Annotated in this window: 16 protein-coding genes; 15 read left to right on the top strand and 1 reads right to left on the bottom strand. The window is 51.3% G+C overall.

What is annotated here, in order from left to right:
- Positions 1 to 15 precede the first annotated feature (15 nt).
- From hrcA to dnaJ, 4 genes are all read left to right on the top strand, one after another.
- Complete coding sequence (gene hrcA, locus H70357_RS26025; RefSeq protein ID WP_038595487.1) at positions 16 to 1,047, top strand: heat-inducible transcriptional repressor HrcA; 1,032 nt, start codon at positions 16 to 18, stop codon at positions 1,045 to 1,047.
- A gap of 49 nt (positions 1,048 to 1,096) precedes the next feature.
- Positions 1,097 to 1,687 carry a nucleotide exchange factor GrpE gene (grpE, locus tag H70357_RS26020; protein ID WP_038595485.1) on the top strand — a complete coding sequence of 197 codons (591 nt, stop codon included), beginning with the start codon at positions 1,097 to 1,099 and terminating at the stop codon, positions 1,685 to 1,687.
- 103 nt (positions 1,688 to 1,790) lie between these two features.
- A complete protein-coding gene (dnaK, locus tag H70357_RS26015) occupies positions 1,791 to 3,626 on the top strand; it encodes a molecular chaperone DnaK (protein ID WP_038595484.1) in 1,836 nt (611 codons plus the stop codon).
- Positions 3,627 to 3,746: 120 nt separating this feature from the next.
- Entirely contained in the window at positions 3,747 to 4,871 is a 1,125-nt protein-coding gene (dnaJ, locus tag H70357_RS26010) for a molecular chaperone DnaJ (protein WP_038595483.1), read from the top strand.
- Between the two features lie 178 nt (positions 4,872 to 5,049).
- On the opposite strand, the gene H70357_RS34550 is transcribed toward dnaJ, so the two are convergent.
- Entirely contained in the window at positions 5,050 to 9,585 is a 4,536-nt protein-coding gene (locus H70357_RS34550; RefSeq protein WP_081965934.1) for a S8 family serine peptidase, read from the bottom strand.
- Positions 9,586 to 9,858: 273 nt separating this feature from the next.
- Between H70357_RS34550 and H70357_RS26000 the strand changes: the two genes are divergently transcribed.
- From H70357_RS26000 to H70357_RS25950, 11 genes are all read left to right on the top strand, one after another.
- On the top strand, positions 9,859 to 10,218 hold the full coding sequence (locus tag H70357_RS26000; RefSeq protein ID WP_038595481.1) for a hypothetical protein: 360 nt from the start codon (positions 9,859 to 9,861) through the stop codon (positions 10,216 to 10,218).
- Between the two features lie 40 nt (positions 10,219 to 10,258).
- Positions 10,259 to 10,438 carry a YfhD family protein gene (locus H70357_RS25995; protein ID WP_038595479.1) on the top strand — a complete coding sequence of 60 codons (180 nt, stop codon included), beginning with the start codon at positions 10,259 to 10,261 and terminating at the stop codon, positions 10,436 to 10,438.
- A gap of 245 nt (positions 10,439 to 10,683) precedes the next feature.
- A complete protein-coding gene (locus tag H70357_RS25990) occupies positions 10,684 to 11,790 on the top strand; it encodes a GntR family transcriptional regulator (protein WP_038595478.1) in 1,107 nt (368 codons plus the stop codon).
- Between the two features lie 150 nt (positions 11,791 to 11,940).
- The gene (locus tag H70357_RS25985) at positions 11,941 to 13,896 is read left to right on the top strand and encodes an ABC transporter substrate-binding protein (RefSeq protein WP_038595476.1); all 1,956 of its coding nucleotides are present in this window, start codon (positions 11,941 to 11,943) and stop codon (positions 13,894 to 13,896) included.
- 147 nt (positions 13,897 to 14,043) lie between these two features.
- Positions 14,044 to 15,015, top strand: coding sequence for a FecCD family ABC transporter permease (locus tag H70357_RS25980; RefSeq protein ID WP_231578511.1), 972 nt, complete (start codon positions 14,044 to 14,046; stop codon positions 15,013 to 15,015).
- Positions 15,012 to 16,025 (top strand): FecCD family ABC transporter permease, encoded by a 1,014-nt coding sequence (locus H70357_RS25975; protein WP_038595475.1) that lies wholly within the window; start codon positions 15,012 to 15,014, stop codon positions 16,023 to 16,025. Before H70357_RS25980 ends, H70357_RS25975 begins: the two co-directional genes overlap by 4 nt.
- A 211-nt stretch (positions 16,026 to 16,236) precedes the next feature.
- Positions 16,237 to 16,926, top strand: coding sequence for an L-ribulose-5-phosphate 4-epimerase (gene araD, locus H70357_RS25970; RefSeq protein ID WP_038595473.1), 690 nt, complete (start codon positions 16,237 to 16,239; stop codon positions 16,924 to 16,926).
- Between the two features lie 27 nt (positions 16,927 to 16,953).
- Complete coding sequence (locus tag H70357_RS25965) at positions 16,954 to 18,627, top strand: ribulokinase (RefSeq protein ID WP_038595471.1); 1,674 nt, start codon at positions 16,954 to 16,956, stop codon at positions 18,625 to 18,627.
- 80 nt (positions 18,628 to 18,707) lie between these two features.
- The gene (gene araA, locus H70357_RS25960) at positions 18,708 to 20,198 is read left to right on the top strand and encodes an L-arabinose isomerase (protein WP_038595469.1); all 1,491 of its coding nucleotides are present in this window, start codon (positions 18,708 to 18,710) and stop codon (positions 20,196 to 20,198) included.
- A gap of 142 nt (positions 20,199 to 20,340) precedes the next feature.
- Positions 20,341 to 21,519, top strand: coding sequence for a sn-glycerol-1-phosphate dehydrogenase (locus H70357_RS25955; RefSeq protein ID WP_038595467.1), 1,179 nt, complete (start codon positions 20,341 to 20,343; stop codon positions 21,517 to 21,519).
- Positions 21,520 to 21,975: 456 nt separating this feature from the next.
- Positions 21,976 to 24,408, top strand: coding sequence for an EAL domain-containing protein (locus H70357_RS25950; protein WP_038595464.1), 2,433 nt, complete (start codon positions 21,976 to 21,978; stop codon positions 24,406 to 24,408).
- The last annotated feature ends 62 nt before the right edge of the window (positions 24,409 to 24,470 follow it).

Genomic DNA, 24,470 nt, shown 5'->3' with positions numbered 1-24,470 from the left:
ATAGGAGGGAATTACATGTTAACCGAACGCCAGAGAATGATACTTAACGCTATCGTTGATGATTATATATCTTCCGCTGAGCCAGTGGGCTCGCGCAGCATTTCCAAACGGGGGGATGTAGGCTACAGTCCTGCTACTATCCGCAACGAAATGGCCGACCTGGAGGATTTAGGATATCTCGAGCAGCCCCATACATCGGCAGGGAGAATTCCTTCCCATAAAGGCTACCGCTATTATGTGGATCATTTGGTGCCGTGGAATTCCGCCGAGTCGGCAGAAATGGGCACGATCCGCGCTTTTTTCGCAGAGAAGCTGAATGCGACGGAGCAAGTAATCCAACATGCGGCAATGATCCTTTCCAATATGACGAATTATACTTCCATCCTGCTGGGACCGGAGGTTTTTCATACATCATTGCGCCATTTTCAGCTGCTTCCGCTCGATGGCAACAACGCCGTGGCGATCATCGTTACAAGCACCGGACAGGTCGAGAACCGTACGGTTCAGATCCCTCCGGAGATTTCCCTCTCCGAAATGGAGAAAGTGGTTAATCTGCTGAACAGCAAGCTGGTGAACGTACCGCTCTATAAGCTGAAGAGCCAGCTCTATTCCGAGCTTGGTGAGGAAATGCAGCGCCACATCTCCCATTATGAAGAATTAATGAAAGTACTGGACACGGCGCTGGAAAGCGATCATGAACAGCGCATTTATCTCAGCGGGGCGACGAATATGCTGACCCAGCCGGAGTTCAAAGACGTCGATAAAGTCAAGAATATTCTGGATTTGCTGGAGGAAACGCCGACCCTGCTCAAAATGCTGGCCCCCGCATCCGGTGGAACCGGTATGCAGGTGCGGATTGGTACCGAGAATAAGCATGAGGCCTTCGCCAATTGCAGTCTGATTACCGCTACTTATTCGCTCGACGGCAAGGCGCTGGGAAGCATCGGCATCCTTGGCCCGACCCGGATGGAATACGCAAGAGTAATGGGCATACTGGGGATTCTGTCCCGGGATTTGACAGCAATGCTGGCACACTGGTATAAGTGAACAGAGTGTTAAAGATTAACGTGACTGATTTTAAGGAGGTGAAGACAACTTGAAAGAGGATCAAGTGCAAGATTCAAATGAAATTAAAGATCAGGCTATAAATGAGAACCAGGCAGCCGATGAAGCAGAAGCAGCACAGGAAACCGGTTCGTTTACGGGGGAAGAGACCAGCGGGGAGGCTTCGGGCAGCGGTGAAGCTGCTAAGCGCCTGCAGGATCTGGCTGAGGAGTATCAAGCGCGTGCGCTGCGTGTGCAGGCCGATTTTGACAACTTCCGCCGCCGTACGCAGAAGGAGAAGGAAGAGCTGGCGCAATACGCCACTTCCAAGCTGGTCGGTGAACTGCTTCCTGTACTGGATAATTTCGAGCGTGCACTCGCCACGGCTTCGGCAAGTACAGAATCCGAGGCCTTCGGCAAAGGTGTGAACATGATTTTCCGCCAGCTTGAAGGGGTATTGAAGTCCGAAGGACTTACAGCCATGGAAACAGTAGGACAGCCTTTTAACCCTGAATATCATCAGGCCATTATGCAGGTGGAGAGCGACGAGCACGAGGAAGGTATCGTGACGGAAGAGGTCCAGAAGGGCTATCTCCTGAAAGATAAAGTTCTTCGTCCCGCCATGGTCAAAGTCAGCATGTAGTCCTGTCTATATAGCCGGGTATCACCCTGCTGCATGATCGTCATAAATAACTAACTATTATAGGAGCTAGGGCTCCATATCATTTTTGAGGAGGCACATTACAGTGAGTAAAGTTATCGGTATTGACCTTGGAACCACCAACTCTTGCGTTGCCGTTATGGAAGGCGGCGAAGCCGTCGTTATCCCGAATCCGGAAGGCGCGCGTACGACCCCTTCGGTTGTAGGCTTCAAGAAAGACGGCGAGCGCATCGTCGGCGAAACAGCGAAACGCCAGGCTATTACGAACCCTGACCGTACAATTGCTTCGATTAAACGCCACATGGGTACGAGCCACAAAGAAAGCATTGACGGCAAAGATTACTCCGCACAAGAGATTTCGGCTATGATTCTTCAGAAGCTGAAATCCGATGCAGAAGCATATCTGGGCCAGACAGTAACCCAAGCGGTTATTACAGTTCCTGCATACTTTAATGACAGTCAGCGTCAAGCTACGAAGGATGCGGGCAAAATCGCCGGTCTGGAAGTGCTGCGTATCGTCAACGAGCCGACAGCAGCGGCGCTTGCTTACGGTCTGGAGAAATCCGAAGACCAAACGATCCTCGTTTATGACCTTGGCGGCGGTACGTTCGACGTATCGATCCTTGAACTGGGCGATGGCTTCTTCGAAGTAAAAGCAACCAGCGGTGACAACCGTCTCGGCGGTGACGATTTCGACCAATTGGTTATGGATTACCTCGTAGCAGAATTCAAGAAAGAGCAAGGAATTGACCTGAGCAAGGACAAAGCTGCTGTACAACGTCTGAAGGATGCTGCGGAAAAAGCGAAAAAAGAGCTTTCCGGCGTACTGACAACTACAGTATCGCTTCCGTTCATCACTGTTGTTGACGGAGTGCCTCAGCACTTGGAGATCAACCTGACCCGTGCTAAATTCGATGAGCTGACTGCCAGCCTGGTAGAACGCACACTGGGACCTACCCGTCAAGCGCTGAACGATGCTGGCATGACTCCGGCTGATCTTAACCGTATCGTACTGGTCGGCGGTTCCACACGTATTCCTGCTGTACAGGATGCTATCAAGAAGCTTACCGGCAAAGATCCGCACAAAGGCGTTAACCCGGATGAAGTAGTAGCCCTCGGTGCTGCTGTTCAAGCTGGCGTATTGACCGGCGACGTGAAAGACGTTGTACTGCTCGACGTAACTCCACTGTCCCTCGGTATTGAAACTGCAGGTGGCGTGTTCACGAAGATGATCGAGCGCAACACTACGATTCCTACAAGTAAATCGCAAGTGTTCTCGACCTTTGCTGATAACCAGCCGAGCGTAGAAATTCACGTCCTGCAAGGCGAACGCCAAATGGCGAACGGCAACAAGACGCTGGGACGCTTTATGCTGAATGAGATTCCACCGGCACCGCGCGGTGTACCGCAAATCGAAGTAACCTTCGATATTGACGCCAACGGTATCGTAAATGTATCCGCAACAGATAAAGGCACGAACAAGAGCCAGAAGATCACGATCACTTCCTCCAGCGGCTTGAGCGATGCGGAAGTTGAACAAATGATGAAGGATGCCGAACTGCACGCTGAGGAAGACCGCAAGCGTAAAGAACTGGTGGAAGCCAAGAACTCCGCTGACCAGCTCGTGTATTCCACAGATAAAGTGATCAAAGACCTCGGCGACAAAGTGGATGCTTCCGAAGTTGAGAAAGCAAACGAAGCCAAGGATAAGCTCAAAGCGGCACTGGAAACTGACAACCTGGAAGAAATCAATGCAGCTACAGAAGCGCTGACAGAGATCGTACAGCAGCTGTCCGTGAAGTTGTATGAGCAGGCTGCACAGGCTGAACAGGGTGCTGAAGGTGCTCCAGAGGGTGCAAAGAAAGACAATGTTGTTGATGCCGATTACGAGGTTGTTGACGACGAGAAGAATCAAGGGTAACCTTAAACGATAAATGTATTTCTGTAAGAAGGGAAGGTCAAAACCGGGGCATCCCGTGTTTTGGCTTTCCTTTTAACATGTTACAGGGATTATGGAAATTGATGTACGGAGGTGAAAGCAGTGGCAGACAAACGCGATTATTATGAGGTTCTGGGCCTCGGTAGAGATGCTTCAGACGAAGAAGTGAAAAAAGCGTACCGCAAAATGGCGCGCCAGTATCATCCGGACGTTAACAAAGCCAGTGACGCCGAGGCGAAATTCAAGGAAGTGAAGGAAGCCTATGACGTGCTGAGCGACGGCCAGCAACGGGCGCGTTATGACCAGTATGGTCATATTGATCCTAACCAGGGAATGGGCGGCGGCTTCGGCGGAGGTGGAGATTTCGGCGGACTCGGCGATATCTTTGATATGTTCTTCGGCGGCGGGGGCGGACGGCGTGATCCGAATGCTCCGCAGCGCGGCGGCGATTTGCAATACACGATGACCATTGAATTCAAGGAAGCGGTATTCGGTAAAGAAACCGACATTACCATTCCACGCACGGAGTCCTGTGATACCTGCTTCGGCTCCGGGGCTAAACCCGGCACCAAACCGGAGACCTGTTCCGTATGCCACGGCAGCGGCCAGCAGGAATTCGTGCAGAATACACCGCTGGGACAAATGCGCAACCGCCGTCCCTGCTCCCATTGCAGCGGCACAGGCAAGATCATTAAGGAAAAATGTACGACTTGCGGAGGTCAAGGCAAGGTCAAGAAGCAGCGTAAGATTCATGTGCGCATTCCGGCCGGTGTCGATGACGGCGCACAATTGCGCATGACCGGAGAAGGCGAAGGCGGCACACGCGGCGGCCCTGCCGGCGATTTGTACATTGTGATCCGCGTGAAGACCCATGATTTCTTCGTGCGTGAGAATGATGACATCATGTGCGAGGTTCCGCTTACGTTCGCTCAGGCAGCGCTTGGCGACGAGATCGAGATTCCTACTTTGACGGAAAAAGTAAAGCTTAAGATTCCTGCCGGAACACAGACCGGCACCTTCTTCCGTCTGAAGGGCAAAGGCGTGCCACGCCTGCGCGGCAACGGAACAGGCGACCAGCATGTCCGTGTCATCGTAGTCACTCCAAGCAAGCTAAGTGAAGAGCAGAAGGATCTGCTCCGCCAGTTCGCTTCTTACAATGGAGAGAACACACATGAGCAGGAGCAATCCTTCTTTGACCGTGTGAAACGTGCATTCCGCGGGGACTGATTTATTCACCTATGATAACCTTAATAGCCCCCTGTTTCCGCTGTGCGGAGGCTAGGGGGCTATTTTATTGTAATGGATGAAGTGCTTGAGACTTCACTTGCACACACAAAAACGGCTGTACCCCCTTAAGTTTCAGGATGGTGCAGCCGTTTTTTTGATTTTTTAGTGAATGGTGATCTTAAGAGCGCAGATCCTCAAGCACTCGTTGCAGAATGGATGCTGCTTGCGCGCGGGTCAGGGTGCCTCCAGGATTGAAGGTGTTGGCCCCTACTCCTTTCAGGTAGCCCTTGGCTACCGCGAAGGAGATTGCACCCTTGGCGGCGCCTGAGATCTTGCTTGTGTCCTTGAAGGTTAAGGCAGTGCTAGAAGTTTTGTCTGCACCTAGAGCTTCTGCAACAATGATTGCAGCTTCTTCACGAGTCAATACCTCACGAGATCCGCTCTCCTTGCTGCGGGACGACCAGGTATCTCCCTTGCCAAGCAAGCGGTCGAAGAGTGTCAACAATTCGGCCCGGCTCAAGGTATCGGATGGCTTGAAACTGCCATCAGTGCCTTTGCCGGCTACGATACCGTGAGCGGCCAGAATTTCAATATCTTCCTTGGCCCAGTGTGCGCCGATATCTTTGAAGCTTATATTGCGTACGGCAGTGCTGTAGGTACCATCAGCGGTAATGGTAAATTGCAACACCCCTTCTTTAGGAAGTGTACCTGCCTGCAGATAAGCCCATTTTCCGTCAGCATTTTGCTGATAGGCCGCTGTCTTGCGGACATCCTTTAGACCGTCTTTATTGAGGGCAAGCTGTAGAATCACAGGTTTTCCGGTAGTCCAGCCATTTTTGAGAATAAGAGTAGCAGAGCTCAGGTCAATGGCTGTGGTGCTTCCCGCCAGGGTGCCCGTATCGGCGCCTTCGGCAAGACTAAGGCTGAGAGTAAGCCCGCTGCCGGAAATGAAGCCGGGAAGTGTAGCTGCCGGAACGAGCAGCGTAAATCCAGTACCTGTGAGACTTAGCGCTTTGGCTGAAGTCTTAAGCTTCTCAGCCTGAGCTGCGGTAAGGGTAAAGCTCACTTGACCATATTTCGCAAAATCCACATCGCCGAGATCAAGTGAAACGGCTGTTTCGGATGCATTTTGCAGGGCAGCAGTCAAAGCCGCCTCGGAAATGCTGAGCACAGCCGTCGGCTTTCCGCCAGCAGGATCAGCCTTTTCTACCAGCTGCCCGGACTTAAGCGATGTGCCGGCAGCCGGAGCCGGTGTAGAGGCAGGTGAACCCGGATTAGCTGGTGAGCCCGGATTGGTTGGTGTTTCCGGATTCGTTGGTGTCTCCGGGTTAGTCGGTGTTTCCGGATCGGTTGGTTTAACCGGATCGTTAACGGTCACCGTCACTGTAGAATAGCTTGACGGAACGTTATCCTGTTTCTTCTCATTCCAGGTAAGCAAATCATTCAATTCAAAGGAATAGATCCCGGCAGTCTTTGGAGTGAAGGTGAACTGTACCAGTGAGCCGGTACCACTATATGCTCCTCCTTCTAATTGAACTGCATAAGATGTCAACTTCAGTCCGTCGGCAGACGGGGTAGTCGTATCCGTTTGTAACAATGGAACCCCCGGGAACTTTTGCTCCTGGTACGTAGCGAGCTGTACGCTCGGTGTAATTAACGGTGCAGCCAGCTTTTCATCGTAGACGATGTTGACTCCAGCGCCGTTCACACCATAGACCGCATCCGTTGCCGAGAAATACACATCTACCGTAACCGTTTGACCGGTTTCGATGGTCTGTGCTGAGAGTTTAGGAGCAACAAGAACACCGCCATTGGTGTTGTATACCAGATGCTGGCTGTAATCCTCTTCAGCAGCACCATTGCCCAGGGCATCAGTCACATAAACAATGTAATCATTAACGCCTTCATTGACCGGCACATCAATTTCGAAGTAACCGTCAGGGGCGATAACTCCTGGGTAGGCTGATACTTCTCCGTTTTCATCTTCGGCAAGTGCATACACGCTGAAGAGAGAAGACACAGGTCTGGAGGTGGAAATCAGATCGGCCAAAAGGTCAGAGTCAATGGTTGCACTAATATTGGCCACTCTTGCATCATCAGGTGACTCCAGCTCATATTCCTCGACTGCATATCCGGAAGAGAGCGGCTTCTCAGTATCTACTGTGAATGGAATGGCTTGATCAGTAAGCCAAATGTTGCCTTGCAGAACAGGCGTGATATTGTAGTGTCCATCCGGCAGCACACTTACTTTAGAGGTTGCAGGATCTGTTACCGTTCCGCCCCAATCCAGGAATTCATGCGCTCCCCGGTAGATGGTCCCTTGGGCGGAATACACATCACCGATTACCGTAGCCGGTGCATCTTGGGCCGTTACGGCAAACCGGATATTCTGCAGATCTTTGTTTACCGAGAAGTAGAAGCCTGTCTTATCGAACAGTCCGTCTCCGTTTGGTGAAATTTCGGCATCATCCAGGCTGAGCTGGTTTACTGGATCCAGATTGAATTTGTCGCCTACCAGAACGTTGAGCGGTAGACGCAGAACCTCGGCTCCGGAGGTAAGCTTCAGAATGCCTTCATAGGCTCCGTCCTGTGCTGTTGCGGAAACGCCCAGCACAACGGGAATATAACTGCTGTCTCCGCTTCCGGAGGTAATGACATTAGGTGCTGTGGACACCGAGATGTCACTAGGCTTGTTGGTCAGCCATTCAAGAGAAAGATTATAGCTCTTTCCGCTGTCCTTAAAGTTTTCCACATAGACGGCTTTCGTCACGCTTGCACCTTTCGGCTGCAGGCCGAAGGACAGGGAACCCGCATAATATGGAATTTCGGCAGAGCCTGGAAGGCCGCTGTAAAAAATCTCTCCTACCTTGGCGATAGAGCCTGCTTCAACTGATTTCACCAGATTGATTAAACCTGCTCCTTGCTGATAGAGGGAATAAGAGCTGCCGCCCCGGGCAAATATAGGATCAGCATTATTCATCAGCAGGGATTTGATCTGGTCAGGTGCAAGATCCGGGTATTTGCCCAATAACAGGGCAACAGCTCCAACCACATGCGGAGTTGCCATACTTGTTCCTTGCTTCAGACCGAAGGCGTTATCATACGTCTCGTCCGTGCTCTCCCAAATAGGTACGGTGGAATTAATGCTTACACCGGGAGCAACCACATCCGGCTTCAGCAAATAGTCTGGCAGTCCGGGGCCGGTAGAGCTGAAATCGGCCAGCTGATTCTTTTCCGCTACGGGAACATAGCTGATTGAATTTCTGCTCGCGTTCAGCTCATCCTTGATCTTTTTGCCGTTCTCCTGATTGATGCCGAAAGTAGGAATATAGTCTCCGGGTGCTCCTAAAGTGGCGTTCAATTCACCGGTGGTATTGTTGGCAATCAATAGAACCTTGGCACCGGCAGCTTTGGCATTCAGCGATTTCGCGCCGAAGTTGATCTGTCCGCGGTCCACTAGTACTGCCTTGCCGGTAACATCGACATTTGCGAAGTCAGCCTCAGTGCCCAGGCCGGCATAAACGATCGTCAAGTCCGAGATATCTTCAGTCAACTCCGGGGAGTATGTGGAAATCAGGCCGGGGATACCTTTGAGATTACCAATATCAAAGAAAGGAATGGTGACCGGAATAGTAGAGGCGCCGACCGTAAGCGCCAGCTGTGCGCCGCCAGGGGAGCCCAGCGTCGATTCGTCAGGACCGGCGTTACCGGCAGCAATAATGACATCTACACCGGATTTCACGGCATTGTCAATCGCAATCGAATCGGCGGAATAACTTTGGTTCATGCTTGAGCCCAGTGAAAGATTGATGACATCCGCACCGTCCTGAACGGCGCGTTCGATGCCGGCGATGACATCTGCTGTTGTGCCGCTGCCATATGGACCAAGCACACGATACACATATAAATCCGCTTCAGGCGCTATATCGAGAATGGTGCCCGATACATGTGTACCATGCGAGGTATCGTAAGAGCGGGTGCCTTTGGGCGGTTTGGTGGGATCGGGCTCTGTTTCGTATGGATCGTTATCCTTATCCACCGCATCATAGCCGCCCTTATAATTATCCTTCAGGAGCGGGTGCTTATAATCAATACCGGTATCAACAACGGCAACCTGAACGCCTTTGCCGGTATAACCCTGCTCGTGAAGCTTGTCTGCTCCAATCAGTTCTCCGGTATCAGAGTAGCTGCGAGTTGCCGGAAGAGTGGCAGTGTCAGTGCTGTCTGCAAGCGCGTGGACTTCCTCATTCGGATAGATAGCCGCCACTCCAGGCAGCTTGAGCAGTTTGTCGACCTGATTTCCCGGCAAAGTCACTGAATATCCGTTAAATATGTCGCTGTATTCATTTTCAATAGCAGCTCCGAGCTGTCTTGCTGCAGTTTTGAAAGAGTTGTGTTCGGTAAGGATTTTGCTTCGTTGAGAGGTGGAGGAACGCGCAGCCGAGGTTTTGGCTTCACTCTCGTATACATTGACCGGCTTATGGGTCAGTTCAACAATCACTGTAACAGGAGCTGATCCGGCAGTTACTCCCGCATAATTTTGCGGGATCACCTTCTGGGCCTGTTCTAGGGTTGTTTGGGCAGATAGCCCTGAGGATGACTCAAGGGATGAGTTCGCAAAGGCGGAAACGGGAAACAATAGAGAAGCGGCCAAGCTGAAACTTGCTGCGCCAATACCAAATCTTTGAATAGAATGCCTTAATGGTTGTTTCAAAATAGCTTCATCCTCCCAAACATGAATTTAACTGCCGTGTGATTGCTGTCCTCCTTCTAAAAAATGGAATATAAATGAAAATTACATTTATTCTACAGGTTTAATCCGAAATAGAATATAGCACTTTTGTACCATATTATGGTGAAGTTGGCCCCGCATTTAAATTCCAGCCGGATAGTAGAATTAATAACAGCAGAAGCATAAAATAGGCTTGCCTGAGACAACCTAACCAAGCATCCAGTGTTATAAATTAAAGGCGAGAGCAGGGATATAATGTCGGAGAGATCTATATTAGCCTACTTCAAGGCTCCCGAGGAAGCCGAGGGCGTCTCCCGCAAGCTTCAGGCGCTGCGCGTCAGCGAGCTGTCCATTGACCGTTTCAGCAGATTTGGCGGAAACGGGCTGCAGGCAAGCGTGAATCCGGTGACCGGCAATCTGGCAAGTATGGATTCCATGACCTCTGTCAGCCCGCACACAGGTATTTTGTCTGCAGCGCATACAAGCGGCAGCGGCATGAGCCACGGCGGTGACGGCGGACCGACAGGCCGGAATATTTTGCTGACAGTTATCGTGGACCAGAATTCCTATAACCAGGCATTGACCATAATTGAAGAGGCCGGCGGAATGGTCTAAGTCTTGACACATCAATACAAATCAGGAGGATGGACAACCGATGGATAGAGAAAACTCAAAGATCTTCTCTAAAACAGACAAGCAGAAGATGCTCTACGAAGCGAAATTGGAAGATGTGGAATTCTCAGCGGCGGAAGCGGATCAGGATGATCTGGAGGCGCTTGAGCGGTCACAGGAAGCCGATAAACGTCAGCTGCACGAAATTATGAAGAAGGAATAGCTGACAGGGGTACAGTACGAAGCGTATTAAATGAAGCGAAAGGAATGGCAAAGCTGCTACATCGGGATGCCCCACCAGTGTGGGGCATTTTTGCGCGAAACGGCAGGATGCCGGAATCCGCTTGATAAATCAAATGGATAAAAGGGAGGATGAAGATTCAAAAAAGTAAAGACTTAACATGTACATACAAGTGGCTTATGTTATAATGACTTGTATTACTCTATATAAGTAGCCTGAGGTGTACCATGACGGATAAACCGATACCGAAATATATGCAGCTAAAGGGTGAACTGCTGTCCTGGATGGAGTCCGGGCGGCTGAAGCCGGATGACCAGATCCCATCCGAGAATGAAATTGCCGTACAATTCGGGATGAGCCGGCAGACGGTTCGCCAAGCGCTTGGCCAACTGGAGAAGGAAGGCTGGCTGTACCGCCTGCAAGGGAAGGGAACCTTTGTTGCCCGGCAGGAAACGCGGCCGCTGCAGACCAGCAGCATGATTGGCATGATGACGACACATATTTCCGATTATATCTTTCCTCATCTTGTACGCGGCGCAGAAGCGCAGCTTCGCGGCAGCGGATACAGCATGATGTTGTCGAGCACCGACAATGACAAGAATAAGGAGCGGGAGAACCTGGAGATGCTGTTGGGCCAGCCGTTCAAGGGACTGATTATTGAGCCGACCAAAAGCGCACAGGGCAATCCTAATCTGCCGCTGTTTCTGGCGCTTGAAATCCACCGCATTCCGTTCATCATGATCAATGAGCGGTATCCCGAGCTGCATTGTCCCTGCCTGAAGCTGGATGACGAAGCAGGGGGATTTATGGCTGCGGAGCATCTGATTGAGCTGGGCCACCGGGAGATTGCCGGTTTTTTCAAGACAGACGATCTCCAGGGAGCCAACCGGTTAAAGGGGTTTACACGGGCGTTGCACAAACACCGCCTTCCCCTGGGAGCGGATACCGTGACCCATTATACGAGCGAACAGAAGCATAGCGTGCCTTATGAAGCGGCATTAAAAATGCTGCAGGGACGCCAGCGGCCTACAGCCTTCGTCTGCTACAATGACGAGCTGGCAGTGCTGCTGCTGGAGGCCGCGCGCCAGACGGGATTAAGCGTGCCCGACGATCTGTCGATTATCGGCTTCGACGATTCAACGCTGGCGACGGCGACAGAAGTGAAGCTGACCACCCTAAAACATCCGAAAGAGCTAATGGGTATAGAGGCAGCCAACATGCTGATTGACATGATTGAGCGTAAAAGTGCGGAGCCGCCGAAGGACAGGATTTATAAGCCGGAGCTTGTTCTGAGAAGCTCAACGAAACGGCTGGAACAGTTAGACCGCAGTTGAATAACAGTAACGGAAGTCCGCACAGGGTGCGGGCTTTTTTCGTGTTTAAGTTATCTGGAATTTAAGGAATATATGTGTGCGGGTTGTTGTTGAGAATGGTTATCACTATAATGGTTTAAAATGACTATATCAAAGGAAGTGCCGGAATCAATGGATTGGAATGAACATCTGCTGGTGTGGAACCATGCGTCCGTCAAAGTGATGGATGTTCGCCGGGTGAGAATAGGGGAAGAGGAAGAGCTGTATTCTTACCGCCTGCCAGCCAGCGCTTTTATCTATGTCATTGAAGGAGAAGCGGGGGTATGTCTTGAAGGAACGTTCCTTGAAGTCAGCAGTGCTTATGTTCTTCATGGAGGCAAGGGCATGCGCCTAGACGTTGTGGTGGAAAGAGGGACGAGGTTCGAATATTGTCTCATCTTGTACAAGGCTGTGGTTCCTGTGTCCGAGAGGAAAGATATCCCGCTGATTATGGAGCACAGCAACCCCTTTCAGCAGCAGTATGGGGTGCAGGCCACCCACAAACTGATGCTGTTCAACACGGCCCGGGAGATGGAAACCGTATGGAAGTCCAATGAAGGACTGGGGCGCTTGTACGTAAAATCGCTGCTCTACAGGTTCGTTTATGAACTGCTGAAGCATCTGCAGCTTAAGGGGCATACCACGGCCAAGACGGATCTGGCTGAGCAGGCCAAACGTTATCTCCTTGAACAATACAGACACTCAGTCACACTGAAAAGCACTGCTCAAGCTCTCGGATGCAGTCAGGGGCACTTATCCAAGCTGTTTAAGAATAAGGTGGGTGAGAGTCCCATGCGTTTCTTAACACGTGTGAGGGTAGAGAAAGCGTCGCAGCTGCTGCTCAAAACAGAAGCGAATCTGCAGGGGATTGCCGAAAGTGTGGGTTATCCGGATGGTTATACGCTCAGCCGCAGCTTCAAAAAGCATATGGGTATCTCGCCCTCCAAGTATAGATCAGAAGGACTTCAGACAGCCGTAAATGAAGATATGCCATCCCCGGAGCAAGGATATGCCATTCAAAAGGATGAGTTTTGGTCTTATATTGATAATGATTATCATAATCAGCAAGTGGAGGGGGATCATTTTCAGATGAGACAAAAGAAAAAAACAATAGCCGCCACAGCAATGCTGTGTATGGCCTTGCTGCTTAGCGCCTGCTCAGGCGGTTCGGCCGCCACGGGTAATGCAACAACTGGAGGGAACGCGCTGGAGGGGGCGGGAAGCGGCGGAGCTGCTACTTCTGCACCTGAGGATGTGGCGGACACCGGAACACGGACAATAACCACTGTACTTGGTGATGTAGAAGTGCCTGCCAATCCGCAGCGTGTGCTGGTCCAATACTTGATGGGTGATGTGATTGCTCTGGGTGTGCAGCCTGTTGGAATTTCTGAGGCGTATGATGGTGCGGCTTTTAAGGAAGAGGTAAAGGAAAGCACCGATCTGGGGCATTGGGCAGAGTGGGATATGGAAGCCGTCATGAAGCTGGACCCTGATCTGATTATCACGGCTGGTGAGGAGCAGGCCAAAGAGATGTCCAAAATCGCTCCGGCTATCTATGTGCCTTACGGGGAGATTACCCAGGAAGAAAGAGTAAGGCTGATTGGACAAGCACTCAATAAAGAGAAGGAAGCCGAGCAGGTGCTTGCGGATTATGATCAGAATGTAAAAGAATCTGTCCAGAAGCTGCTTGATGCCGGCTTTGGTGATAAAACGATTTCTGTATTTGAAGGCGGTAATGATTCCATGACAGTCATGGGCAAGTTGTTCGGAGCGGGCAGAATTGTCTACGATGTGCTCTCACTGAAAGCGCCAAAAGGTGTGCAAACGGGAATTATCGATAAGAACACTTATTCTGAATCAGTATCCCTCGAGGTGCTTCCCGAATATGCAGGGGATTATATCATTCGCAATACCTATGATGGCATGGATGATTTGAGCCAAAATCAGGTATGGAGCTCTCTGCCGGCTATCCAGAACCATCATCTGATCGAGATGGAATTCGGCTTAAGCTATTATACCGACATTTATTCCGCTAAGGCGCAGGTTAACTTTATTGTAAATGCACTGCTGGATTCTCCGCAGTCATAACAGCTTAGCCCACAGGCTTCGGCCGGTGGGCTCTTAACTATGAAGCTGTGAGAGACAGCAAATTACTGATGAAGGACGAAGGGTATGATGAAAGATGTGGATACAGATACATATGGGAAAAAAAGGGGAGTATCCTTTTCACTGCTGATGGCCGCAGGATTCCTGGCACTCGTGCTGATAGTGGCTGCTTCCATTTCCTTCGGATCTGCTGATATGCAGTTGCATACAGCTTGGGCGGCGATTTTTAAATTCGATCCCGCTAAAACGGAGCACCAGATCATTCACAACCTCCGGTTTCCACGCACAATTGCGGATGTTATCGTCGGCTGCAGCCTGGCGATGACAGGAGCGATTATGCAGGGCACTACCAGAAATCCGCTGGCCGATTCGGGACTGATGGGCATCAGCTCTGGTGCGGGACTGGCAATGGCGCTTTGCATGGCTTTTTTGCCGGACCGTACTTATGCACAGACAATGCTATATGCCTGTCTTGGGGCAGGTGCAGCAACCGGGCTGACCTATGGAGTCGCTTCTTTAAGCAAAAGGGGGATGACCCCGCAGCGGCTTGTACTGGCGGGAATGTCAGTATCGATGCTATTTGCCGCGTTTAGCAGCTTTGTTGCCATTAAATACAACATCGGACAGGCCCTTACGTTTTGGACGGCCGGAGGGACAGCCAGCACCACATGGAAAGAGCTAAGCATTATCTCGCCGCTGTTTGCCGTCGGCGTGCTGGCTGCTATTGCTTTGGCCCCTTCGGTTACGCTGCTGAGTCTGGGAGATGATGTTGCGTCCGGGTTGGGGCTGCCAACCGGACGGATCAAGGGGATTTCCACACTTATTGTGCTGGTGCTGACCGGATTGTCGGTATTGATCGTCGGCCCCATCAGCTTCGTGGGCCTGATTATCCCGCATGTAGTCCGCTATATGGCGGGTGTGGATTACCGTTACATTATTCCGCTGTCCGGGCTTTATGGAGCGACCTTCATGGTGGGGGCTGATTTGTTCGGCCGGCTCATTAACCGCCCAAATGAAACACCTGTAGGGATTATTTTTGCAATCATCGGCGTTCCCGTTTTCCTCTATCTGTCACGCCGGCAAAAGGGGGAATTAGGATGAAGCAGCGAGCTTATACCGTTTCCCGGGGAATTGGTTTGTGCCTTCTACTAGTAGTACTGGTCATTCTGATTGTGGTGATAGGAATGAATTCGGGCCAAATGAACCTGTCTCCCATGGAGGTGCTGCGTGTACTGCTGCTGAAAGGAACAGACAAGCAGAACCTGATTGTCTTCGAATTCAGGCTGCCGCGGATCGTGCTTTGTATACTGGTTGGCATCGGAATGGGCGTTGCTGGGTCTATCATGCAAAGTTTGCTGAGGAATGACATGGCTAGTCCGGGAACGCTGGGTATCAGCTCCGGGTCCGGGCTGTTTGTGCTCATCTATATCGCGATTTTCTCCGTTAAAGGTGTTTCCTCGGCGATTGCGCTGCCGGTGCTGGCTTTTATCGGAGGCATGACTGCAGCGGTGCTGATCTTCTTGCTGTCCTACCGCCGGGGCAGGGAGATATCCCCCACTGGATTAATCCTTACGGGGGTAGCCATGTCAAGCGGCTATGGAGCGCTGTCGCTGATGATTACACTCCGGCTGGATCATACGCAGTTCGAATTTGCCCAGCGCTGGATGGCGGGCAGCCTCTGGGGTGATGACTGGAAATATATTTCGGTGTTGGCCCCATGGACAGTGCTGCTGGTGGGCTATGCGGTTTACAAGTCACGGGTTTTGAATACACTCAATCTTGGCAATGAGACAGCCACGGGCTTAGGGCTTGCGGTAAAACCGGAATTTCTTGGACTTACTCTGGCTTCAGTGGCGCTCTCCTCCGGAAGTGTGGCATTGGGCGGTAATTTTTTCTTTGTCGGTCTGATTAGCCCCCATCTGGCGCGCAAGCTGGTTGGCCCGAACCACAAGCTTCTCCTTCCGGCCTCGGCGCTGACCGGGACGCTGGTGGTACTTATTGCGGACACAATTACCCGCACGGTCAGTTTCGGAACAGATATACCGACCGGCATCATCATCACTATGCTGAGTACACCTTATTTTTTGTATTTGCTGGCCAGGTCAGAATAAACAATGGGGAAGCAACCGTTGCTTGGATCCATCCAATGCGGCTAAACAGGCTCTTATCATCTGGTACTAGGATGATGAAGCCTGTTTTTTTATTTGTATGTACCTATTCTCCGTTTTATTAAAAAACTATAGATTAATTGTACGTACAAGTGTATAATGAGGTGGCAAAGCAAAAGAACGATCATACCTAAGACCATAGGGAGGATTACGAATGTTGGAGCAATTGAAACAAGAGGTACTGGAAGCCAATCTTGACCTGCCCCGTTACAACTTGGTAACGTTTACATGGGGGAATGTCAGCGGCATTGACCGGGATAAGGGACTGGTGGTTATTAAGCCGAGCGGTGTGGAGTATGACAAGCTGCGCCGGGACGATATGGTTGTGCTTGATCTGGAAGGCAATATTGTTGAAGGCAGCTACCGCCCTTCTTCTGATACAGCTACTCATTTGGTGCTATACAAGGCATTTCCGAACATCGGCGGCATTGTCCATACCCATTCACCATGGGCAACCGGCTGGGCACAGGCAGGCAGAGGCATTCCGGCGCTCGGAACCACCCATGCCGATTATTACTACGGTGAAGTTCCCTGCACCCGCCCGATGACGGACGAGGAAATCAAAGGTGCGTATGAGCTGGAGACCGGCAATGTGATCGTGGAGACATTCAAGGATCTGAATCCGGACATGATTCCGGGTGTGCTTGTACATTGCCATGCTCCCTTCAACTGGGGGAAGGATCCGCATAATGCGGTTCATAACGCCGTTGTGCTTGAGGAAGTTGCGAAGATGGCAACACAGACCTTCCAGCTGAACCCGAATGTGCAGCCGATGAGCCAGACGCTGCTCGACCGTCACTTCCTGCGCAAGCATGGAGCAAATGCCTATTACGGCCAAAGCTAATTACTATATATAAAGGAGAATTCGTACATGAGTAAAAAATATGCAATCGGCGTCGACTACGGTACCCAATCCGGACGCGCTGTGCTGGTAGATCTGGCCGACGGAACGGAAGTCGCGGATCATGTAACGCCTTATCCGCATCACGTGATTGACGAGATTCTGCCGGGAACCGGCAAAAAACTGGAATATGACTGGGCGCTGCAGCATCCGGCAGACTACATTGAAGTATTGAAGCGTTCGGTGCCAGAGGTAATCCGTGAGTCCGGCATAGATCCTGCGGATGTCGTGGGTCTTGGCATAGATTTTACCGCTTGTACGATGCTTCCAGTTAACGAACAAGGACAGCCGCTCTGCCTGCTTCCTGAATATCAGGAGAACCCGCATAGCTGGACGAAGCTGTGGAAGCATCATGCCGCACAGCATGAAGCGAATGAAATCAACCGCATCGCCGCTGAACGCGGCGAGAAATGGCTGCCGCGCTACGGCGGCAAAATCTCCTCCGAATGGATGATGGCCAAGGTCTGGCAAATCCTGGACGAAGCGCCTGAAATCTATGATGCGGCTGATCAGTTCCTGGAAGCTACCGACTGGGTGATCTCGCAAATGACCGGCAACATTGTTCGCAACAGCTGCACGGCCGGTTACAAGGCCATCTGGCATAAAGCGGACGGATATCCGGACAAGGAGTTCTTCAAAGCGCTTGATCCGCGCCTCGAGAACCTGACCGAAACGAAGCTGCGCGGGGATATCGTTCCCCTGGGAACAAAAGCCGGGGAACTGACTGCCGAGATGGCACAGCAAATTGGCCTCGTGGCAGGTACGGCCGTGGCCGTCGGCAACGTCGATGCGCATGCTGCTGTACCCGCTGTAGGTGTAGTTACCCCGGGCAAACTGGTAATGTCCATGGGTACCTCAATCTGCCATATGGTGCTGGGTGATACTGAACGAGAAGTTGAAGGCATGTGCGGTGTGGTGGAAGACGGAATCATTCCGGGATATTACGGGTATGAGGCTGGACAATCCGCTGTTGGCGATATTTTTGAATGGTATGTGGAAGAAGCGGTCCCTGCCTATGCGAAAGAAGCTGCGGCTGAAGAAGGCGTAAACATCCATACTTGGCTGGAAGCACGGGCTGCGGCCTACAAGCCGGGCCAAACCGGACTTCTCGCACTGGACTGGTGGAACGGCAACCGCTCCGTGCTCGTGGATACGAACCTGACCGGATTGCTGCTCGGCTGCACGCTGCTGACCAAACCGGAAGAAATTTACCGCACGCTGCTTGAAGCTACAGCTTTCGGCACACGCAAGATTGTGGATGCATTCCACGGAAACGGTGTAGCCGTTGATGTACTGTATGCCTGCGGCGGACTTCCGCAAAAGAACCGCCTGCTGATGCAGATCTACGCTGACGTTACCAACCGTGAAATTAAAGTGGCAGCAAGCAAGCAGACGCCTGCGCTCGGCGCGGCAATGTTCGGAGCAGTTGCAGCCGGTGCTCAAAAAGGCGGCTACGATTCGATCGTAGAAGCGGCAGAAAAAATGGCCCGTATCCGCGAAGAATCCTATGTTCCAATTCCGGAAAACGTAGCAGTTTACGAAAAGCTGTATCAGGAATATTCCAGACTGCATGACTATTTCGGCCGCGGCGAGAACAATGTCATGAAGCACCTTAAGGCGATTAAAGAGGATGTTACGGAATAGTACTTTGATACATTCGAAGTCAGTGTAGTACGAAATCATCCAGTAAAATTACGTTCACAACACTTTTAGGAGGTAATTACATGTTATCCATTAAACCTTATCAATTCTGGTTCGTAACCGGAAGTCAGCATTTATATGGCCCTGAAACGATCGAGGAAGTAGCGGAGCACTCCCGCCAAATTACCGCAGGCCTTAACTCGGACGACGCGGTTCCCTTTGAAATAGTATTCAAACCGGTTCTGACTACAGCGGACGAAATCCGCAAGCTGGCAATTGCTGCGAACAGTGATGAGAACTGCGGAGGGATCATCACCTGGATGCACACCTTCTCCCCGGCCAAAATGTGGATCGCCGGTTTGTCGCAGCTCCGCAAGCCGTTGCTGCACCTGGCAACCCAATTTAACCGCGATATTCCATGGGATTCCATCGACATGGATTTCATGAACACGAACCAGTCGGCACACGGCGACCGCGAATACGGCTTCATTGGCGCGCGTATGGGCATTGCCCGTAAAGTGGTTGTCGGCTACTGGGAAGACAGTGAAGTTAGAGGCCGCATCGGCGGCTGGATGAACACCGCTGCTGCCTTCAATGAGAGCCAAACGCTGAAGGTTGCCAGATTCGGCGACAACATGCGCTCGGTGGCTGTAACCGAAGGTGATAAGGTAGAAGCACAAATCAAGCTGGGCTGGACCGTTGACGGTTATGGTGTAGGCGACCTCGTGGAACGTGTGGATGCCGTTACCGAAGCGCAGATCGACGATTTGATGGCAGAATACGCGAAGGCGTATGACTTTGCCCAAGGCGGAGATCAGGATGGACCTGTGCGTGAATCCATCCGTTACCAGGCCCGGATTGAGCTGGGGATGAAAGCTTTCCTGGAAGAAGGCGGATATACAGCTTTCATTACTACTTTTGAAGATCTGCATGGACTGAAGCAGCTTCCGGGTCTTGCTGTACAGCGCCTGATGGAGCAGGGCTACGGCTTTGCCGGAGAAGGCGACTGGAAGACAGCGGCGCTTGTCCGCCTGATGAAGATTATCGCCGGCAACAAAGGCACCTCCTTTATGGAAGATTACACGTATCACCTTGATCCGGCCAATGAGCTGGTGCTTGGATCGCACATGCTGGAGGTCTGCCCGACCATTGCTGTCGACAAGCCGAAGCTTGAAGTGCACCCGCTCGGTATCGGCGGCAAAGAGGATCCGGCCCGCATGGTCTTCAACGGACGTTCCGGTGCAGCGCTGAATGCCTCGATCATCGACATGGGCAACCGTTTCCGCCTGCTTGTGAACGAAGTGGAAGGCGTTGAGCCTACCGAAGCTATGCCGAACCTGCCGGTTGCCCGCGTATTGTGGAAAGTGCAGCCAAGCCTGAAGGCAGGCGTGGAAGCCTGGATTCTGGCCGGCGGCGCGCATCATACCGGATTCTCGTATGTGGTGACAACAGAGCAACTGATTGATTTCGCCGAAATGGTTGGCATCGAATGTGTAGTCATCGACAAAGATACCAATACACGATCCTTCCGCAATGAACTGCGTCTGAACGATATCGCCTGGAAGCTGCTCTAGTTCTCTCTATATTCGTGTGATGACAAGAAACGGGTACCGCGCTCGATTAGAGTGCGGTACGTCCGTTTCTTCCTGTATATTGGACATCTGATAAAATGTATAAGGAAGCTTTTGCTAACAAAACTTTTAGGAGGAATTCGATATGAGCAGCATACTGGATAATATAAAGGCAGCCGCCACTGAAATAGAAGGAGGGGCAGCTTTTGCTCTTCCGCAGGTTATTCATGTAGAACCGGGTGCCCTGCAGCAGGTCATTCCTTATGTGGCCGCACAGGGCTGGGAACGGCCGGTGCTTGTGGCAGATGAACATACACTGAAAGTAGCGGGAGCAAGTCTGGAGCTGGCGTGCAGGGAAGCCGGGATTTCGGTCCACACCACCTTGGTGCTGCCCAATGCACAGGGCGATGTTATCGCAGATGAAGCCTCTGTAGTGCAGGTGCTGTTGGATATTCAAAAAGTTAAAGCAGATTCCGTCATCGTGGCAGGCTCGGGCACACTGCATGATGTGGCGCGTTATGCGGCTTATACAGCAGCCATCCCTTTTGTGTCGGTCCCGACGGCTCCTTCGGTAGACGGCTTCACCTCGAACGGCTCGCCGCTGATTATCCGCGGCAACAAGATAACAATTCCTGCGGCGGGTCCAGTCGCTATCTTCGCCGATACAGAGCTGCTGCGCAAGGCGCCGGCTCCCATGGTGGCGGCAGGCTTTGGCGATATGCTGGGCAAATACACCTCGTTGTTCGACTGGAAATTCGGCCGCCTGACGGCTGACGAGCCGTATGCTCCGGCGGTTGCTGCCATTACCGAAAAGGCGTTGTTGGCCTGCGTAAATCATGCAGAGGAGATCGGAAATCATACCGAACTGGGAATCCGTGTACTGACCGAAGCGCTGATTGAATCCGGTCTGGCGATCCTGCTGTTTGGGCAATCCCATTCGGCATCGGGTGCAGAACATCATCTGTCCCATTATTGGGAGATGGAGTACATCCGCACCGGACGCAGACAGCTGCTGCATGGCGCCAAGGTCGGTGTGGCCTGTGCGGAAATTTCCGCGCTGTACCATGAGCTGGCGGATACGCAGGGTTTGGCGGACAAGGAGCAGTGGGCGCAGGTGCTTAAGGAAATCAGCGGACTTCCTTCACCGGAAATGTTGCGCGGCCTGTTGCGCACTGTACATGGACCCTCTACCTTGGAAGAGCTTGGTGTGGATGCTGGTCTGCTGCGCCGCAGTCTGCAGGAAGCGCATTTCATCCGGATGAACCGTCATACCCTGTTGCGGGCGCGCAATGAAGGGAAGATTGCGGGAGCTGCTGCGGAATAGACAGGTGATGCTGAAGAATCTGGAGCAGATACTAACCTTCTGAAGATTTAAGTAAAACTTTAGGAGGACTTAATACTGTTTTAAGCTTGGGACTGTATATTAGACACATACCCCCTTATTACATACCTTGACCCCGCCAGCTGCTGGCGGGGCCCTTTTTTTGTATACGCACAATAAATGGAGGCGGGAAACGGATTCCGGGAGCGGGAAACTTTCATTTCATAGGATTCCATTCATAGGATTGCACCTCTCTACACGGCGTCTAACAAGGAGCTTGAGAAGGCTGAGTTATAGTGTAAATTTTTTTATAAAAACTACTCTCTAATCTGTCGATTTAGGTCTATTTATGTCGATAATAATAGTGAAATAGTGCAAATTTTAAATATTTACTATCGGGAGAAGATCAGGGGAGTTCTTAGAAACGAAGACAACGAAGACAGAGAGGGGGGGACTTAAGTGGAGCATATCTATGGTACTCATGATAGGGTGCTTGTATTATTTTCATATGTAATTGCGGTAGCAGCTTCATATACGGTTCTAAGTCTGGCAGGGGCAGTAGGTAGATCTAAAGGGAAGAAACGTTGGCTATGGCTGATGTGCGGTGCAGTAATTATGGGCGTGGGGATCTGGTCAACGCATTTTGTCGGAATGCTGGCCATATCACTGCCGTTTCAGGTTGCTTATAATCTGAACACTGTATTGTTGTCAGTAGGGGTTTCTGTCGTTGCCTCTTTCATCGCCCTTGTCGTGATTAGCCGCTGCAAGCAGGGCATTCTTCAATTTCTTGGAGCGGGCGTATTTTCCGCGTTTGGAATTTCAGCGATACATTATATCGGCATGTCAGCGATGCAAATTAATGTGACCTATACTCCCGGATATGTAGTCCTGTCCATCGTGATAGCTTTTGTTGCATCCTATGCAGCGCTCGGGTTATTTTCCTATATTATCGATCATGGCGAAGAAGACAATCATTGGAGGAAGCTGGGCAGCGGTCTGATCATGGGAACTGCGATTGTTGGCATGCATTACACCGGTATGCTGGCAGTCCACTTTGAGCCGCGGCATCATACTGCACGGATCACCGGTGTTGTCCTGGATCAGAAATGGCTTGCCTATGTCATTGCAGGCGGGACTTTGTTCACGTTGTGGTTATCAGTTGTCGGAATGTTCATCTCCCGCCGGTTCTCGAACAAGGACACAGAGATACTGGTTACTGAGAAATGGTACAGGTCGTTATATGAAAATAACCAGGACGGCATTATCTCGATTGACCTGGACATGCGCATTATCGGATTTAATCCTGCAGCCTCAAGAATCACGGGAATCAGCTCAAGTGCCTTTAAGGATCAGAACATGATGTTCATTCTCTCGATTGTGGCTGTGGAGGAGCAGGAGCGGATGCAGACGCTGTTCTCAAGATCTTTTGCCGGAGAGGAACTGAGCTATGAAACAGCGATCATCCATCAGGACGGGCACCGGGTAGAGATCAGTGTGGTTAACGCTCCGGTTATGGTCGACGGGCATGTGGTCGGAACCTATGTAATTGCCAGAGATGTGACAGAAGAAAAGCGGGCCAAGGAGAAAAATCATTACCTTGCTTTCCACGACGAGTTAACCGGTCTGCCGAACAGAAGAATGTTCAATGAGCTGCTGTCGCAAACCATTGAAGCGCATAGTGAAACGATGGAGCCGTTTGCTGTTATGGTTATGGACCTTGACCGGTTTAAAATCATCAACGACTCACTGGGGCATATGTACGGCGATCTGTTCCTCCAGGAAATGAGCAGCCGTATCCGGCATAGTGTGGTGAACGAGAATGTGACGCTGGCCCGGATTGGGGGAGATGAGTTTGCGATGTTGTGCCGGTTCTCCCGGAAGAACATGAATGTAACAGCCATTGCGGAGCAGATGGTTGCAGCGATTGAGCAGCCGTATCGTCTGAAAGAGCAGGATTTCTACGTTACGGTAAGCATCGGAATCGCCTTCTTTCCCTGCCATGGTCAAGATGAGGTACAGCTTCTCAAGAATGCGGACACTGCCATGTACGAGGTTAAGAAAAACGGTAAAAATGATTATCAGTTTTTCTCGGACGATCTTGATGAGCAGCTGCTCCAGCGGATTGAAATGGAAGGCGATTTGCGGAAAGCGCTGGAGCGCGGCGAGTTTATTCTGTACTACCAGCCGCAAATCCGGGCGGATAACAATCAAATTATCGGAGTAGAAGCACTGATCAGGTGGCAGCATCCGGACAAAGGGCTCCTGCCGCCTGGCCTGTTCATTTCACATGCGGAGGAGACAGGCCAGATTGTGGAGCTCGGAAACTGGGTGCTGCGCGAAGCCTGCCGCCAAATGCGGCTATGGCAGGATGCAGGCGGCCCGCTGATTCCTGTGGCGGTGAATTTGTCGTCCCAGCAGTTCCACCAGTACAACTTGCATGGGGAGATTATGGGGATTCTGGAGGAGAGCGGGCTTGCTCCGCAGTATCTTGAACTGGAGATTACGGAAAGTATGATGATGAATGCTTCTGCATCTGCCGGAATTCTGAGCAATCTGACCCGGAACGGAATTCGTATCAGCCTTGACGACTTTGGGACAGGCTACAGCTCCTTCAGTTATTTGAAATTATATCCCATTCATAAAGTGAAGATTGACCGTTCCTTCATCAAGGATATTGTCGCAAGCAGCGATGACCGGGCCATAGTGTCCACCATCATTACTATGGCAAGGCATCTGAATATGCAGGTCATTGCCGAAGGTATAGAAACCAAAGAGCAGCTGGATATTGTGGTGGAGAGCGGCTGCATAAAGGTGCAGGGCTATTATTACAGCCGTCCTTTACCGGCCGACGAGATCGGGAGGTTATTTCTGAACCTCGTACAGAGTGTATAGGATGGGAATCTCCGAAAGTTACAATTCGCAAAAGAGGATAAGAGGAAGCCAGGAAAGCCGCG

It is taken from the genome of Paenibacillus sp. FSL H7-0357 (assembly GCF_000758525.1).
Taxonomy (GTDB): Bacteria; Bacillota; Bacilli; order Paenibacillales; family Paenibacillaceae; genus Paenibacillus_AQ.
This window is presented reverse-complemented; position numbering and strand designations above follow the sequence as displayed.

Excerpts from the sequence above, each read along its gene's own strand:
- hrcA (WP_038595487.1), top strand. The coding sequence starts at position 16 with ATGTTAACCGAACGCCAGAGAATGATACTTAACGCTATCGTTGATGAT.
- araA (WP_038595469.1), top strand. The coding sequence starts at position 18,708 with ATGTTATCCATTAAACCTTATCAATTCTGGTTCGTAACCGGAAGTCAG.
- H70357_RS25955 (WP_038595467.1), top strand. The coding sequence starts at position 20,341 with ATGAGCAGCATACTGGATAATATAAAGGCAGCCGCCACTGAAATAGAA.
- H70357_RS26000 (WP_038595481.1), top strand. The coding sequence starts at position 9,859 with ATGTCGGAGAGATCTATATTAGCCTACTTCAAGGCTCCCGAGGAAGCC.
- H70357_RS25985 (WP_038595476.1), top strand. The coding sequence starts at position 11,941 with ATGGATTGGAATGAACATCTGCTGGTGTGGAACCATGCGTCCGTCAAA.
- H70357_RS25990 (WP_038595478.1), top strand. The coding sequence starts at position 10,684 with ATGACGGATAAACCGATACCGAAATATATGCAGCTAAAGGGTGAACTG.
- H70357_RS25965 (WP_038595471.1), top strand. The coding sequence starts at position 16,954 with ATGAGTAAAAAATATGCAATCGGCGTCGACTACGGTACCCAATCCGGA.
- araD (WP_038595473.1), top strand. The coding sequence starts at position 16,237 with ATGTTGGAGCAATTGAAACAAGAGGTACTGGAAGCCAATCTTGACCTG.
- H70357_RS25980 (WP_231578511.1), top strand. The coding sequence starts at position 14,044 with ATGGCCGCAGGATTCCTGGCACTCGTGCTGATAGTGGCTGCTTCCATT.
- H70357_RS25995 (WP_038595479.1), top strand. The coding sequence starts at position 10,259 with ATGGATAGAGAAAACTCAAAGATCTTCTCTAAAACAGACAAGCAGAAG.
- H70357_RS25975 (WP_038595475.1), top strand. The coding sequence starts at position 15,012 with ATGAAGCAGCGAGCTTATACCGTTTCCCGGGGAATTGGTTTGTGCCTT.